The 15160-nt window shown below is 71.7% G+C and carries 15 protein-coding genes; 4 read left to right on the forward strand and 11 right to left on the reverse strand.

The window, feature by feature from the left end; translation table 11 throughout:
- Positions 1 to 156 precede the first annotated feature (156 nt).
- Entirely contained in the window at positions 157 to 2154 is a 1998-nt protein-coding gene (locus tag ACFZAX_RS17340) for a lamin tail domain-containing protein (protein WP_390962424.1), read from the forward strand.
- A 75-nt stretch (positions 2155 to 2229) separates the two neighbouring features.
- On the opposite strand, the gene mutM is transcribed toward ACFZAX_RS17340, so the two are convergent.
- The 9 genes from mutM to ACFZAX_RS17385 all read right to left on the reverse strand — a co-directional run bounded on the left by mutM (position 2230) and on the right by ACFZAX_RS17385 (position 11618).
- Entirely contained in the window at positions 2230 to 3087 is an 858-nt protein-coding gene (gene mutM / locus ACFZAX_RS17345; RefSeq protein ID WP_390962425.1) for a bifunctional DNA-formamidopyrimidine glycosylase/DNA-(apurinic or apyrimidinic site) lyase, read from the reverse strand.
- Between the two features lie 130 nt (positions 3088 to 3217).
- A complete protein-coding gene (gene rnc / locus ACFZAX_RS17350) occupies positions 3218 to 4042 on the reverse strand; it encodes a ribonuclease III (protein WP_390962426.1) in 825 nt (274 codons plus the stop codon).
- Between the two features lie 19 nt (positions 4043 to 4061).
- On the reverse strand, positions 4062 to 4235 hold the full coding sequence (gene rpmF / locus ACFZAX_RS17355) for a 50S ribosomal protein L32 (RefSeq protein WP_003965982.1): 174 nt from the start codon (positions 4233 to 4235) through the stop codon (positions 4062 to 4064).
- 2 nt (positions 4236 to 4237) lie between these two features.
- Entirely contained in the window at positions 4238 to 4846 is a 609-nt protein-coding gene (locus tag ACFZAX_RS17360; protein WP_390962427.1) for a YceD family protein, read from the reverse strand.
- Between the two features lie 227 nt (positions 4847 to 5073).
- A complete protein-coding gene (locus ACFZAX_RS17365; protein WP_390962428.1) occupies positions 5074 to 6186 on the reverse strand; it encodes a cell division initiation protein in 1113 nt (370 codons plus the stop codon).
- Between the two features lie 97 nt (positions 6187 to 6283).
- The gene (coaD, locus tag ACFZAX_RS17370; protein ID WP_390962601.1) at positions 6284 to 6763 is read right to left on the reverse strand and encodes a pantetheine-phosphate adenylyltransferase; all 480 of its coding nucleotides are present in this window, start codon (positions 6761 to 6763) and stop codon (positions 6284 to 6286) included.
- Positions 6764 to 6789: 26 nt separating this feature from the next.
- A complete protein-coding gene (gene rsmD, locus ACFZAX_RS17375; protein WP_390962429.1) occupies positions 6790 to 7374 on the reverse strand; it encodes a 16S rRNA (guanine(966)-N(2))-methyltransferase RsmD in 585 nt (194 codons plus the stop codon).
- Positions 7375 to 7527: 153 nt separating this feature from the next.
- On the reverse strand, positions 7528 to 9819 hold the full coding sequence (recG, locus tag ACFZAX_RS17380; protein ID WP_390962430.1) for an ATP-dependent DNA helicase RecG: 2292 nt from the start codon (positions 9817 to 9819) through the stop codon (positions 7528 to 7530).
- A gap of 80 nt (positions 9820 to 9899) precedes the next feature.
- Positions 9900 to 11618, reverse strand: coding sequence for a DAK2 domain-containing protein (locus ACFZAX_RS17385; protein ID WP_390962431.1), 1719 nt, complete (start codon positions 11616 to 11618; stop codon positions 9900 to 9902).
- A gap of 259 nt (positions 11619 to 11877) precedes the next feature.
- Here ACFZAX_RS17385 and rpmB point away from each other — a divergent pair, with 259 nt between their 5' ends.
- Positions 11878 to 12063: a 50S ribosomal protein L28 gene (gene rpmB, locus ACFZAX_RS17390; protein WP_030928661.1), complete on the forward strand. Its 186-nt coding sequence runs from the start codon at positions 11878 to 11880 to the stop codon at positions 12061 to 12063.
- A 179-nt stretch (positions 12064 to 12242) separates the two neighbouring features.
- Here the strand turns inward: rpmB and thiD are convergent, their stop codons facing one another.
- Both thiD and ACFZAX_RS17400 read right to left on the reverse strand, forming a co-directional pair.
- On the reverse strand, positions 12243 to 13049 hold the full coding sequence (gene thiD, locus ACFZAX_RS17395; protein WP_390962433.1) for a bifunctional hydroxymethylpyrimidine kinase/phosphomethylpyrimidine kinase: 807 nt from the start codon (positions 13047 to 13049) through the stop codon (positions 12243 to 12245).
- A gap of 117 nt (positions 13050 to 13166) precedes the next feature.
- Positions 13167 to 14138: a thiamine-phosphate kinase gene (locus ACFZAX_RS17400; protein ID WP_390962434.1), complete on the reverse strand. Its 972-nt coding sequence runs from the start codon at positions 14136 to 14138 to the stop codon at positions 13167 to 13169.
- 272 nt (positions 14139 to 14410) lie between these two features.
- Here ACFZAX_RS17400 and ACFZAX_RS17405 point away from each other — a divergent pair, with 272 nt between their 5' ends.
- Positions 14411 to 14644: an Lrp/AsnC ligand binding domain-containing protein gene (locus ACFZAX_RS17405; RefSeq protein ID WP_327178207.1), complete on the forward strand. Its 234-nt coding sequence runs from the start codon at positions 14411 to 14413 to the stop codon at positions 14642 to 14644.
- Positions 14645 to 14664: 20 nt separating this feature from the next.
- On the forward strand, positions 14665 to 15147 hold the full coding sequence (locus tag ACFZAX_RS17410) for a DUF3515 family protein (RefSeq protein WP_390962435.1): 483 nt from the start codon (positions 14665 to 14667) through the stop codon (positions 15145 to 15147).
- Positions 15148 to 15160 lie beyond the last annotated feature (13 nt).

Below are 15160 nucleotides of genomic sequence, written 5' to 3' on the forward strand. Positions count from 1 at the left end.
GGCCCAGCGAGTCCTGACCCCCGCACCCCGTCGGTCCGCCGCTGCCGGGGTGCGGCGCGGTCCGGGGCGACGGCACGGGCACGTTCCGCCGACAAGCGCGTGGAGTTCAGCCGGAGTCCACGTCGATGCAAGAACGTGTCACCAGAATGCGGACTCGTGCCTACCTCACCCACGCGTACCCGCGCCGCCACCGCACGCGCCGCGGCTCTGACGCTTTCCGGACTCCTCATCACGGGAGTGCTGGCCGCCCAGCCCGCAGCCGCCGCGGATCCGACCGGCTACCCGAACGTCCGGATCAACGAAGTCACCTCGTCGAACGACGACACGGTGGAGCTGTACAACACCGGCTCGGCCGCCGTGAGCATCAGCGGCTGGAAGATGTCCGACGACAGCTTCTCGCCGCAGTCGTTCAGCCCCTCCTCCACCACGATCCCCGCCGGCGGCTTCGTCACCTTCGATGCGCCGAAGGGGCTCGGCGACTCCGACAAGCTGGTGATCTACACGGCCGGCGGCACGGTGGTCGACCGCGTCGAATGGGCGACCGGCAAGGCGAAGCCGGCCATGGCGCGTTGCGGCGGTGACGGCACCGGCGCGTGGGTGCCCGCGGTCCCGTCGTCCACGTTCGGCGCCTCCAACGCCGCCGGCTGCCCCGCGTCGATCCCGGCGGCGAGCCGGGTGCGGATCAATGAGGTCAGCTCGAACGGCTCCGACACCGTGGAGCTGTTCAACGGCGGAACGAGCGCGGTCGACGTCGGGTCGTGGAAGTACTCCGACAACGACACCTCCCACTCCCCGGTGTCGGTCTCGTCCTCCTCGCCGAGCGCGAGCAGTATCCCCGCGGGCGGCTACCTCACGTTCGGCTCCTCCACCGGACTGGGCGACAACGACTCCGTCCTCCTCCTCGACAGCAGCGGCAACACCATCGACTCGGTGACCTGGGCGACCGACGGCGCCAAGCCGTCGGCCGAGCGCTGCGCCAACGGCAGCGGTTGGTTCCGGACCGCCACGACCGCGACGCCCGGCACCGCGAACTCCTGCTCGGGCGCCACCGGCGGTGGTACCGGTGGCGGCGACACGGGCGGTGGTACCCCGGCCGGCGAACTGCTGGGCGGCGGCGGTTCGCTCACCAGCGGCTGCACCCCCGAAGCGGCTTCCGGCACAGGTGCCACGCCGTCGGGCACCCTGGCGTGGCCGGGCGGCCCGAACGTCACGATCGCCGACAACGTCTGCGCGTTCACCACGTCCACCGGCCCGGAGGGCCGGGACGTGAGCGGCCTGGCGTTCGACCCGGCGAACCCCTCGGTGCTGTGGGCGGCCAAGAACAAGAACTGGCTGTACAAGCTGGTCAAGAGCAACGGCAAGTGGATACCGGACACGACCTGGAGCTCGACGGGCAAGCAGATCCGCTTCGCGGGCGGCTCCGGCGAGCCCGACTCCGAGGGTCTGACGGTCGGCGGCAACGGCCACGTCTACGTGACCTCCGAGCGCGACAACACCAAGAACACAGCGCCCAAGGACACGATCCTGGAGTTCGACCCGACGGTGTCCGGCTCGACCCTGACGCCGGTCCACCAGTGGGACATGACCAAGCAGTTCCCTCAGCTGGACACCGGCGACAAGGACGACGCCAACCTGGGCTTCGAGGGCGTCGGATACGTGCCGGACACCTGGCTGACCTCGAACGGCTGGGTCGACCCGCTCACCGGCACCACCTACGACCCTGCGGACTACCCGCTGCACGGGTCGGGCCTGTTCTTCGCCGGACTGGAGTACGACGGTTCGCTGCACGTCTACGGTCTGAACTCCGACGGAACCTTCATCACCTTCGCGACGATCACGACCGGCAGGGCCTCCGTGATGGACGTGACCTTCGACGCCGGCACCCAGCGCCTCGTCGCGACCTGCGACAACACCTGCGGTGAGACGCACACCTTCATGAAGGTCAACGCCTCCGGCTCGATCGTGCCGGACGTGACCTACACGAACCCTGCCGTCATGCCGACCGACAATCTGGAGGGCTTCGCCATCGCGCCGGCCTCGACGTGCGTCAACGGCGTGCGCGAGGCGGTCTGGAGCGACGACGGTGTCTACGGCTTCGGCTCGGGCAGCTCCTCCTACGGCCACGCCCTCTACAGCGGCACCTTCCCCTGCTGAACCCCGCCGACCACGGCAGACGGCCGCCCGGGACCCCATCGGTCCCGGGCGGCCGTCGTCGGGGCGGATCCCGGCTCACCGTCCCCGCGGCACCCGCTGGCAGTTCGGGCAGAAGTAACTGGAGCGGTTCATCCAGGGGCGGCGGCGCATCGGGGTGCCGCAGCGGTGGCAGGGCTCGCCCTCGCGGCCGTAGGCGTCCAGGGACCGGTCGAAGTAGCCGGATTCGCCGTTCACGTTGACGTACAGGCTGTCGAAGCTGGTGCCGCCCTGGGCGAGCGCCGCGTTCATCACGTCCCGGACGTGCCCCAGCAGCTCGGCGGACTTCGGGCGGGTGAGGGTCGCGGTGGGACGGTCGTAGTGCAGCTTCGCGCGCCAGAGCGCCTCGTCCGCGTAGATGTTGCCGACGCCGCTGATCAGCGACTGGTCGAGCAGCGCGCGCTTGACGGTCGTACGCCGCAGGCGCAGCGCGGTGTGGAAGGCCGCGTCGTCGAAGGCGGGGTCGAGGGGGTCGCGGGCGATGTGCGCGATCACGTCGGGGAGCCCGTCCGGGGTGGTGGGGTGCAGCGAGAGCCCGCCGAAGGTGCGCTGGTCGACGAAGCGCAGATCGGTGCCGAGGGTGTCGGCGAACCGCATCCTGATCCGCAGGTGCTTCTCGGTCGGGGCGTCGTCGGGCCGGACCAGCAGCTGACCGCTCATGCCGAGGTGGCCGAGGAGCGAGAGGGGCGCGTCCTCCAGCGGGATCCACAGGTACTTGCCGCGCCGCATCGCCGCACCGAAGCGCATGCCGCGCAGCCGGGCCGCGAAGTCCACCCCGCCCGCGAGGTGCCGGCGCACCGCGCGCGGGTGGAGGACCTCCACCTCGGAGACGGTCCGGCCGGTGACCCAGCGCTCCAGACCCCGGCGTACGACTTCGACCTCGGGCAGCTCGGGCACGGTGACGCTCCTCCAGGGGACACCAGGGGACCAGGGGTACAGAACGCACGGACCGTACGGGAACGCACGGAACCGCACGGGAAATGCCGCGACCCCCCGGCGCAAGGGCACCGGGGGGTCGCGAACGGGGTCAGGCTGGAGCGACGTCCGTGTTCTGCGGGGGGTCGGCAGGGATGTCGGCGACCCCTGCGTCGGCCGCGGACTTCTCCGCGGTCGCCCTCGCTTCGGCGGCGGCGCTGATTTCACGCCAGGCGGACTCGGCCGCCTGCTGCTCCGCTTCCTTCTTGCTACGGCCGGTGCCGGTGCCGTACGAGACACCACCGACGCGAGCTGCAGCAGTAAAGATCTTCTCGTGGTCCGGGCCGGTCTCCGTGACGAGGTACTCGGGGACTCCGAGCCCCTCGCTCGCGGTGAGCTCCTGGAGACTGGTCTTCCAGTCCAGGCCGGCGCCGAGGTTCGAGGACCTGTCGATGAGCGGGTCGAAGAGCCGGTGAACCAGCTCCGAGGCCGCGTCGAGGCCCTGATCGAGATAGACCGCGCCGATCACCGCTTCAAGGGTGTCGGCGAGGATGGAAGCCTTGTCCCGGCCACCCGTGCCCTCTTCACCGCGGCCGAGCCGGATGAAGGAACCGAGTTCTAGGCCGCGGCCCACTTCCGCGAGTGCACGTGAGTTGACCACCGCGGCCCGCAACTTGGCCAGCTGGCCTTCGGGCAGGTCGGGGTGGGTGCGGTACAGCGTGTCCGTGACCACCAGGCCGAGCACCGAATCCCCGAGGAATTCGAGCCGCTCGTTGGTGGGCAGACCGCCGTTCTCGTACGCGTACGAGCGGTGGGTCAGCGCACGCACCAGAAGGGCGGACTCAAGGTGATACCCGAGCCGCCCTTCCAGAAGCGTGTGGGACGAGGCTGTGTTGACGTTGTCTGCCTGCTTCTTGGCGTGGGACAACTCAGACATCGGGCCTCTCACCAGCCACTCAGACTTCGAGGACCTGGCGCTTGTTGTACGTACCGCAGCTCGGGCACGCAATGTGCTGGAGCTTCGGCTCCTGGCAACGCTCGCACGAAACCAGGGTGGGGACCGCAGCCTTCCACTGCGACCGGCGGTGGCGCGTGTTGCTGCGCGACATCTTCCGCTTCGGAACAGCCACGGCTACTTCTCCTGCTTCTCGTCGACGCCAGGTTCGGCGCCGCCCATGTTGTCCTTCTCGCCGTCCTGAACGGTCTCGGCGAGTCCTTGCAGTGCCGCCCACCGGGGGTCGGCGGCATCGTGGTGGTGGCCAGGATTCTCGTCCAGCCTGATTCCGCATTCGGAACACAGACCGGCACAGGTCTCCGTGCACACCGGCTGCATCGGCAGTGCGAGCACTACCGCGTCACGCAGCACCGTTTCGAGGTCGAACAAGCCGTCCTCAAGGAAAAACTCGTCCTCGTCGTCCTCGGCGTCGTCGGCCGGGTCCGCCGTCTTGCTGCGGCCCCGGTCGTCGGCGTCAGGGTACGAGAACAATTCCTGGAAGTCCGCTTCGACCTCGAAGGTCAGCGGCTCCAGACACCTTACGCACTCCCCCTCGGCGGTCGCACGGGCGGTGCCTGTGACGAGCACCCCTTCCATGACCGATTCGAGGCGGAGGTCCAGCGTCAGCGGCGCGCCTTCCGGCACTCCGATGACTCCGTCGATACCCAGATCCCTCGGCGCCTCCACCGAGCGGGTCAGCCGCTTCAGGGCACCGGGACGCCGACCCAGCTCGTGCGTATCGAACACGAGAGGATTGCGGTGGTCGAGGTGGCCGTTCAGGGCTTCTCCTGCTTTCGGGATTCGTGTGCATCGCACTGCGTCGGGAGGGGCCGGCCGTTCCGCAGTCGAAACGGGCAGCCGGGATCGCGGAGATACGCGCGACCGAGGAGCCAGGATACTTGACGTACCGCTCAGCACCCAATCCGGACCGTTCGGGCCGGCGAAAGCCGTGCGGCGCCGGGATCAGTGGCCGGTCAGTGGCCCTGCTCGTACCGGCGCAGCTGCTCCAGGTCGATCATGCCGGTGTCGAAGAAGCTGGTCTCGTCGAGCGCCGGCTGCGACTGCTGGGGCAGCTGGGCCTGGGGCTGCTGGTCGGCCCAGCCGTACTCGGGTTGGCCGGTCTGGCCGCTCTGCGCGATCTGGCCCTGCTGCGGCTGGTACGCGTTCGGATCGTACGGCTGCTGCTGATAGGCGTACACGTCGCGCTGAGGCCGCTCGTAACCGTCCTGCTGAGGCTGCTCGTAGCCGTACGGGTCCTGCCGGCCCGGCTGCGGGTAGTCGTAGCTCTGGGCGGCCTGGGCGTACTGGGGCCGTGCCGGGTAGTTCGGGGAGGCCTGCGGCGGCTCGGGGTCGGCCAGCTCGGCGAGGCCGGCCAGGTAGTCGGCGTCGCTGGTGTGGCCCTGGGCGCCCGCGGCGTCCTGGGCGGCCATGTGCGCGCCCAGGTCGTCGGTGGCCACCCGGCCATGCAGCTTCTGCCGGCCGCGGCCGACCGCCTCCAGGGTCTTGCCGAGGACGGCCTCGAAGGCACCGAGCTTGGTGTCGACGTACTCGTCGGCGCGGCGCCGGAGCGTCTCCGGGTCGGCGCTGCGCTCGGGTGCCTCGGCGAAGTCGGGGTCCTCGTAGCCCTGCTCGTCGATCCCCTCGCTCCGGCCGAGCAGCTTCTCGCGGCCGCGGTCGACGGAGCCGATGGTCTTGGTGAGGACGACCTCGAAGTTGGCGAGCTTGCTGTCGACGTACTCGTCGGCCTCCGCCTTGACCTCTGCGGCCTCGCGGCGGGCGTCGGCCAGGATGCGGTCGGCCTCGTCCTGGGACCGTACGACGACCTCGGTGCCGGAGATCAGCGAGCCGCGCTCGGCGTGGGCGGACTCGATGATCCGCTCCGCTTCCTGGCGCGCCCGGTCGACGAGCTGCTCGCTGCCGCCGATGACCTCCTCGGCGTGGGCCAGTGAGCCGGGCAGCGCTTCACGGAGCTCTTCGAGCATCCCGAGCAGATCGGCGCGGTTGATCACGCACGAGGCCGACATGGGCATGGACCGGGCGTTCCCGACCGCCTCGACGATCTCGTCGAGCTTCTTCTGCACGTCCACCGTGTGCTCGCCACTCTCTGCCGCTGTTGGAGACGGACGGGACGACTGTAAGGCCAGTCGGCTCCCGTCCGACACCGGGTGACGGCCCCTCAGGCGGTCACTTCCGCTCCAGCCGCTCCTGGAGCGCCGCGTGGACGGTCGGCGGCAGCAGGTGGGAGACGTCTCCGCCCCAGGTCGCGACCTCCTTGACCAGGGAGGACGACAGGAAGCTGTAGGTGGGGTTGGTGGGGACGAAGAGCGTCTCGACACCGGAGAGGCCGTTGTTCATCTGGGCCATCTGCAGTTCGTAGTCGAAGTCGCTGACCGCCCGGAGCCCCTTCACGATGGCGGGGATCTCCCGCTGCCTGCAGAAATCGACCAGCAGGCCGTGGAAGGACTCGACCTCGACGTTGCCGAAGCCGGAGGTGACTTCGCGGATCAGCCCGATCCGCTCGTCGACCGTGAACAGCCCTTTCTTGGACTGGTTGATCATCACCGCGACGTGTACGACGTCGTACAGCTTCGAGGCTCGGCCAATGATGTCGAGATGTCCGTTGGTGATGGGGTCGAACGACCCCGGACAGACGGCGCGGCGCAACGTGATTCCCTCGCTCCCGGGTCCGGTCATCGTGCGTCTTCGCACGTGGAGGCGGCGCGACCGTACCAAAGGGTCGCTTCGCCGTAGCGGCGGGACCTCAACGGCTCGAAACCCTCGGGCCAGCCGAATTCCCCGCCTCTGGTGGCTCGTTCCACGGTGACGAGTGCGTCCTCGGCAAGCCAGCCCCGCGAGTCGAGTGTGAGGAGGATCTCCCGAAGATCGTCGTCGGTGACGGCGTAGGGCGGGTCCAGGAAGACCACGTCGTACGGGTCGTCGGGCGCCGGTCCGGCAACCGTCTGTTCGGCCTTGCCGGTACGGACCTCTGCGCCGGGCAGGCCCACGGCACGGACGTTCTCGCGGACGGTGCGGACGGCCTTCGGGTCGGCCTCCACGAGCAGTGCGTGGACCGCGCCCCGGGAGAGCGCTTCGAGCCCGACCGCGCCGGAGCCCGCGTACAGGTCGGCGATCCGGACGCCGTCGAGGGTGCCGAGCAGCGCCTCCCAGGACGAGAAGAGGCCCTCGCGCGCACGGTCGGAGGTGGGGCGGGTGCCGTTGCCGGGCGGTACGGCCAGGCGGCGTCCGCCGGCCGAGCCGGCGATCACGCGGGTCATGGGAGTCGGTCCTCGGGTCGTGGGACGGCACGCGGGGGGTCGCGTGCCTCGGGGGCTCTCGTACCGGCCGGCGGCCCGGTCCGTACGGAAGACCCTGGTTCCACGATATGGCGTGCGGGCGCCACGGACCCGGGCACCTCCCCGGCCGCCGGGTCACCCCTTGTCGAGGAACTCCTCACGGTCCTTGTCCAGCAGCGCGTCCAGGGCGGTCCGCAGCTCCGGGTGGCCGGTCAGCTCGGGGTCGGCGGCGACGATCCGGGTGGCCTCGGCGCGCGCGGCGGCGATGATCTCCTCGTCGTCGATGACGGTGAGCATCCGCAGCGAGGAGCGGACCCCGGACTGGGCCTGGCCGAGCACATCGCCCTCCCGGCGCTGTTCGAGGTCGATCCGGGAGAGCTCGAAGCCGTCCAGGGTGGCGGCGACCGCGCCGAGCCGGGCGCGGGCCGGACTCGCCTCGTGGGCCTCGCTGACCAGCAGGCAGAGCCCGGCGGCGGAGCCCCGGCCGACCCGGCCGCGGAGCTGGTGGAGCTGGGAGACGCCGAACCGGTCCGCGTCCATGATCACCATCGCGGTGGCATTGGGGACGTTCACCCCGACCTCGATCACGGTGGTGGCCACCAGCACGTCCACCTGGCCGGCGGCGAACCGGCGCATCACGTCGTCCTTGTCGTCCGGGTGCATCCGCCCGTGCAGCACCTCGATCCGGAGCCCGGCGAGCGGTCCGGCGGACAGCCGGGCAGCGACGTCGAGCACGGCGAGCGGCGGCCTCTTGTCACCGTCGGAGCCGCTCGGAGCGCCCTGGCCGTCCGGCGCGTCCGGTTCCTCGGCGGCCTTCGTCCCCGTCTTCGCTGTGGCCTTCGTCCCTGCCTTCGCGCCGCCCCCGGCTCCGGCCGCCTCCTCCGGGTCGTCACCGATCCGGGGGCAGACCACGTACGCCTGGTGGCCGCCCTCCACCTCCTCGCGGACCCGTTCCCAGGCGCGGGCGAGGAAGTGCGGTTTGTCGGCGGCGGGCACGACGTGGGTGGCGATCGGGGAGCGCCCGGCGGGGAGCTGGTCGAGGACCGACGTCTCCAGGTCGCCGAAGACCGTCATCGCGACCGTACGCGGGATGGGTGTGGCGGTCATCACCAGCAGGTGCGGAGGCTGCTTTCCCTTGGAGCGCAGGGCGTCGCGCTGCTCCACTCCGAAACGGTGCTGCTCGTCGACGACGACGAGACCGAGGTCGTGGAAGGAGACCTTGTCCTCGATCAGCGCGTGGGTGCCGATGACGAGTCCGGCCTCGCCGGTGGTCAGGTCCAGCAGCGCCCGGCGGCGGGCCGCCGTCCCCATGGAACCGGTGAGCAGGACCACCTTCGTGCCGAGCGCGGAACCGCCGAGCATCCCGCCCTCGGCGAGGTCGCCCATCATCTCGGTGATCGAGCGGTGGTGCTGCTGGGCGAGCACCTCGGTGGGGGCGAGCATCGCGGCCTGCCCGCCGCTGTCCACGACGGCGAGCATGGCGCGCAGGGCGACCATGGTCTTGCCGGAGCCGACCTCGCCCTGGAGCAGCCGGTGCATGGGGTGTTCGGTGGCGAGGTCGTCGAAGATCTCGCGGGACACGTTCCGCTGGCCCTCGGTGAGGGTGAACGGCAGCCGGGCGTCGAAGGCGTCGAGGAGCCCGTCGGGGGTGGGGCGGCGGGCGACGGCGGGGAGCTGGGTGTCGGCGTACCGGCGGCGGGCCAGTGCGGTCTGTAGGACGAACGCCTCGTCCCACTTCAGCCGCTCCCTGGCGTCCTCGATGTCCGCCTTGGTCTGCGGCCGGTGCACCTTGACCAGGGCCTCGGGGAGGGAGACGAAGCCACGTCCGTCCCGCAGTGCGGCGGGCAGCGGGTCGGCGGCCTCCTGGGCGCTGGGCAGCACGGTGTCCACGGCCTTCGCGATGCGCCAGGAGTCGAGCTGCTTGCAGGCGGGGTAGAGGGGCAGCAGACGGCCCGCGAAGGCGTCCACGGCCTCACGCACCCCGGCCTCGCCCTCGGGCGCCTCGGCGTCGAGCAGTTGGTACGTGGGGTGGGCGAGCTGCGTCTTGCGGTTGAAGACGCCGACCTTGCCCGCGAACATCGCCCGGCGGCCGGGGAGGAGTTCCTGGTGCGGCTTGTGCACCCCGTGGCCGAAGAAGACGAGCTGGAGCCGGCCGCTGCCGTCGGTGAGCGTGACCTCCAGGCGCTTGCCGCGCCCGTTGTTGAAGCCCAGCACCCGGGCGTCGGCGACCTGGGCGACCACGGTGACGTGTTCGTCCAGCGGGAGGTCGGAGAGCGGGGTGAGCCGGCCCCGTTCTTCGTACCGGCGCGGGTAGTGGTGCAGGAGGTCGCCGACGGTGTGCAGACCGAGGTGTTCGGCCATCACCTTCGCGGTGGCTCCGCCGAGCAGCTTCTTGAGGGGTTCATCGAGCGCGGACACGGGTTCCATTGCACACCACGCCACCGACAGTCGTCCGGCGGGAGTGCCCGGGGCGTGTCCGGCGCCGGGCTCCCGGGCGGTGGCTGCGGCTATTCGACGCCGATCAGCAGCGGAGTTCCCGGGTGCCCGCCCCGGTAGACCGTGGTGTCGACGGCCAGGTGCCCTTCGCGTACGTACGCCTCCAGTGCGTCGCCGAGGGTGTCCGGTACGTGTTCGCCGAGGACGAGGGTGACCAGTTCCCCGCCGGCGGCGAGCATCCGGTCGAGGACGGTGCGCGCGGTGCCGGGGAGGTCCGCGCCGATGACGGCCACGTCCCCGTCGATCAGGCCGAGGATGTCGCCGGCCTGGCAGATGCCCGCGGTGGTCCACGACTGCCGTTCGGCGACGGCGAGTTCGGCGTGGCGGGTGGCTCCGGCGGCGGCGGTCATGGCGACGACGTCCTCGTCGAAGCTGCGGCCGGGCTCGTGGACCGCGAGGGCGGCGATGCCCTGGACGACGGCGCGGGTCGGGATGACGGCGACCCGGATGCCGTCGGCCCTGACCTGCTCGGCGGCGACGGCCGCGACGTGGCGCAGGTTCGCGTCGTTGGGGAGCAGGACGACCTCGCGGGCGTGGGCGCGGCGGATCGCCTCGACGAGTTCGCCGCTGGCCGGCGGCTTCCCGGGGCGCACGAGCACGGTGACGGCGTCGGCCTCCTCGCAGAGACCGCGGAGTTCCTCGCCGGGGACGACCACGACCACGGAGCGCGGGGCGGGTTCGGTCTGCGGGCGGACCCGTGCGGCGCCGAAGTGGGTGATCCGGATGCGGTGCGGGCGTCCCGCCTCCACGCCCGCCTCCACGGCGGCCCCGGCGTCGTCGACGTGCACGTGGACGTTCCACAGCCCGTCGCCGCCGACCACGACGAGGGAGTCGCCGAGGGCGTCGAGCCGGTCGCGGAGCCGGTCCACCGCCTCGTCCTCGGCCTCCAGCAGGTAGATGACCTCGAACGCGGGCCCGTCGCCGGGCACCGCCCCGTCCCCGTGGTCCGCGGGGCCGGCGAGGGTCGCGCACCCTGCGCCGTGCTCCCCGGCGGGCGCGGCGGGGCTCTCGGCCGGTACGGGGAGCGGGCCGGGCGCCTGCCGGGGGACGTGTACGGGCGCCCGCCCGGTCACCGTCTCCAGCAGCGCCCCCAGCACGGTCACCAGGCCCTGGCCGCCCGCGTCCACGACTCCGGCGCGGCCGAGCACCGGCAGCCGCCCGGGGGTCTCTGCCAGCGCCTCGGCGGCACCCGCGTGCGCCGCCCGGGCGACGGCCGCCAGACCGCTCCCGTCCGGGCCGCTCCCGTCCGCGACCGCCCCGGCGGCCCGCGCGGCCGCGGCGGCGACGGTGAGGATGGTGCCCTCCACGGGATGGGCGACGGCCCGGCGGGCGGCGGTGGCGGCGTGTGCCAGCGACCGGGCCAGGTGGTCCGCGTCCCCGCCGTCGGCGAGCACGGCCGCCATCCCGCGCAGCAGCTGGGCCAGGATGGTGCCGGAGTTGCCCCGCGCCCCGATGAGCGCCCCGTGCGCCATGGCGCGTACGGCCTCGGCGGCGGCCGGGCCGGTGGAGTCCGGCGCCGGGGGTTCCGTGCGGTGGGCCGCGAAGACGGCCTCGACGGCGGCCCGCGCCGATTCCACGGTGAGGAAGAGGTTGGTGCCGGTGTCACCGTCGGGGACCGGGTAGACGTTGATCGCGTCGATGGCGGCCCGCTCCCGGCCCAGGGCTTCGAGGGCCAGGGAGCACCAGGTGCGTACCGCGACGGCGTCGAAATCGTCGGGGAGTTGCGGCACCTGGGTCCTCCTTGAAGCGGCCGTGTACGGCGGGCTGCACCGCAGGTTAACCCCGGGCCGCCGGTGGGTGGACCCGGACAGGGGGGCGGGAGGGCGGCCTGCGGAACCGTGGTAGTTTCGTTGTACCGAGGCAGCCGTTGTATGGTGTTTCGGTTGCCCGACGAAAGTCGGGCCATTCCTCCGGTGCCGTCACTTCAGTTCGCTGATTCCGGCGCGCCGGAATTCACTGTAAGTGCACCTGAAGTCTTTGGAGTGACCCGTGGCTGCCAACTGCGACGTCTGCGGCAAGGGGCCGGGCTTCGGCAACAACATTTCGCACTCGCACCGCCGTACGTCTCGTCGCTGGAATCCCAACATCCAGCGCGTGCGTGCCGTGGTCGGTCGGACGCCGAAGCGGCTCAACGTCTGCACCTCGTGCATCAAGGCCGGCAAGGTCGCGCGCTGACGTACCCGTCGTAGCGCAGCCTTCCGGTTGCCCAAAAAGCCGGTCCACCTCGGTGGACCGGCTTTTTGCTGTGCCCGGACGGGTTTTGCCCCGGGCCGGAAGCCCGGAGCCGCCCCCTGCTCGGGGGGCGGCGGCGGCCCAGGGGACGGCGGCGTCGGGGGCAGCGGCGTCGGGCGGCTTCAGGGACGACGGCTCCGCCAGCCGTGGTCGACCGGGCCGATCCCGGCGCCGAGCGGGAATCCGGCCTCGATCGCCCCGGTGACGTAGGTCTTCGCGTTCCGTACCGCCGTGGGTACGTTCTGGCCCCGGGCCAGGCCGCAGGCGATGGCCGAGGCGAGGGTGCAGCCCGTGCCGTGGGTGTGCCGGTTGTCGTGGCGCGGGGAACGCAGCCAGTGCTCCTTGTCGCCGTCGGTGAGCAGGTCGACGGCCTCGCCGGGCAGATGACCACCCTTGATCACCACCCAGCGCGGGCCGAAGGCGAGTACGGCCGCGGCGGCCCGCCGCATGTCCTGCTCCTCGGCGACCTCCACCCCCGTGAGCTGTGCCACTTCGTCCAGGTTCGGGGTGGCGACGGTGGCCAGCGGCAGCAGCTTCGTGCGTACGGATTCCAGGGCCTCGGCGGCCAGCAGGGCGTCCCCGTGCTTGGAGATCCCCACCGGGTCGACGACGACCGGGACGACGGTGTCCGCGAGGAGTTGGGCGACGGTCCCGACCAGGGCGGCGGACGCGAGCATGCCGGTCTTCACGGCCTGGACGCCGATGTCGTCGACGACGCTCCGGTACTGGGCGCGCACCGCTTCGGGCGGCAGCTCCCAGGCGCCCTGCACGCCGAGGGAGTTCTGGGCGGTCACCGCGGTGAGCACACTCATGCCGTGCACGCCGAGGGCGAGCATCGTCTTGAGGTCGGCCTGGATGCCGGCACCGCCGCCGGAATCCGATCCGGCGACGGTGAGGACACGGGGCGGTACGGCGGCGGTTGTCGGCATGGGCCGCAATCTACTTCGAGCAGCGGACACCCGTGCGAACGGTCCGACGGGCGGACGGGCCGACGGGCGGACGGTCCGACGGGCGGACGGGCCGGCGGTCTCCGCCCGGACGTCCGCCTACGGGGCGTCCTCGACGTCGCCGAAGTGGTCCCAGCCTCCCCTGCTGGTCCAGGGCGCGCCGTCGACGGTGACCTGGGGCAGGGCGGACGGGTTGAGGACCTCGCCGATCACCTTCCAGCGGGCGGGGAGTTTCACGTCGGGCGGGAAGGTCGCCACGATCGCGTGGTCCTCTCCCCCGGTGAGCACCCACTGGAGAGGGTCGACGCCGACCGCCTGTCCGATGTCCGACATCTGGGACGGGATGTCGATGAGTCCGGAACGCAGGTCGATGCGGACCTTGCTGGCCTCGGCGATGTGTCCGAGGTCGGCGACGAGGCCGTCGCTGACGTCGGTCATCGCGGTGGCTCCGAGACCGGCCGCCGCGGGGCCCGCGTGGTACGGCGGTTCGGGGCGCCGGTGGGCTTCGACGAAGGCGCGGGGCGAGCGGAACCCCCGGGAGAGCACGGCGAATCCGGCGGCGGACCAGCCGAGCCAGCCGGTGACGGCGACGACGTCCCCCGGCCGGGCGCCGCCCCGGGTGACCGGTTCGTGGTTGCGGAGGTCGCCGAGCGCGGTGATCGCGACGGTGATGGTGTCACCGCCGACCACGTCACCGCCGACCACGGCCGCCCCGGCGACCTGGCATTCGTCGCGGAGCCCGTCCATGAGTTCGGTCGCCCACGTGACCGGGAGGGTCGCCGGGACGACGAGGCCGAGGAGGAGGGCGGTGGGCACGGCTCCCATCGCCGCGATGTCGGCGAGGTTCTGCGCCGCCGCCTTGCGCCCGACGTCGTACGCCGTGGACCAGTCGCGGCGGAAGTGGCGTCCTTCGATCAGTACGTCGGTACTGGCCACGACCCTGCGGTCCGGAGCCGCCACGACCGCGGCGTCGTCGCCGGGCCCCAGCCGTACCGCCGGAGTGGTGGTGAGGCGGGCGGTGAGCTCTCTGATGAGCCCGAACTCCCCCAACTCACCCACGGTTCCCTTCACCGGGTGTCACCTCTCGTTCGTCGCACCGGGCGTCCGGTGCGGGCTGCTCCGACGTGTCCGCGCACCGGACGCGGCCCTCCCCCGGGCCGGGCCGGTCCGCGGTGGCGGGCGGTCACCGCTGTCTGTAGTGTCGGGAGACACGTCGTTCCGTGTCGCCGGTACGCCACGCTACGGACCGCTCGCGGTCCCCGGGTCTCCCCGCTCCCGTCGGTGACGCGATAACGTGGCGTTCCTCTCCCCCACATGATCCTCGTGGCCGCCCTGGAGGTTCCGTGGTACAGGCGTACATCCTTATTCAGACCGAGGTGGGCAAGGCGTCGATCGTCGCCGAGACCATCGCGAAACTTCCGGGAGTGATTCAGGCAGAGGACGTCACCGGCCCCTACGACGTGATCGTGCGCGCCCAGTCCGACACGGTGGACGAACTCGGCCGCATGGTGGTCGCCCGGGTCCAGCAGGTGGAAGGCATCACGCGAACCCTGACCTGCCCCGTAGTCCACCTCTGACCCCCGTCTACGCTGGTCCGGTGACGTCTTCCCGCCGCCGGTCGCTCCGCCCGTCGTTCCTCGTGCCGTCCGCCGCCGCGTTCCTGCTGGCGGCGGGCTGCTCCGGCGGCTCGCAGCCGTCGGTCGCGGTACCCACTCCGTCCGAGGACGCGGCCGCGTACTGTTCGGCGCTGCACAAGGCGCTGCCGAAGACCGTGGCCGGGCTGGAACGCAGTGATCCCGCACCGGAGTCGGAGCTGACCGCCGGCTGGGGGGACGGGGCGATCGTACTTCGCTGCGGAGTTCCCCGGCCCGCCGCCATGGCGGACGCGGCTTCCAAGGGGATCGACGCGGACGGTGTCAACTGGCTGCTGGAACAACGCCCGGACGAGGGGCCCCGGTTCACCACGACGTACCGCAAGGCGTACGTCGAGGTCTCCATGGGGACGCGGTTCGCCCACGACGCCAGCCCGCTCGCCGAGTTCGCGAAGCCGGTGCGCGAGACGGTTCCCGACAGCCTCTGAACCGCCGCCGCCC

Source organism: Streptomyces sp. NPDC008125 (genome assembly GCF_042957125.1).
Lineage (GTDB): Bacteria > Actinomycetota > Actinomycetes > Streptomycetales > Streptomycetaceae > Streptomyces.

Excerpts from the sequence above, each read along its gene's own strand:
- rsmD (WP_390962429.1), bottom strand. The coding sequence starts at position 7,374 with ATGACCCGCGTGATCGCCGGCTCGGCCGGCGGACGCCGCCTGGCCGTA.
- thiD (WP_390962433.1), bottom strand. The coding sequence starts at position 13,049 with ATGCCGACAACCGCCGCCGTACCGCCCCGTGTCCTCACCGTCGCCGGA.
- recG (WP_390962430.1), bottom strand. The coding sequence starts at position 9,819 with ATGGAACCCGTGTCCGCGCTCGATGAACCCCTCAAGAAGCTGCTCGGC.
- rnc (WP_390962426.1), bottom strand. The coding sequence starts at position 4,042 with ATGTCTGAGTTGTCCCACGCCAAGAAGCAGGCAGACAACGTCAACACA.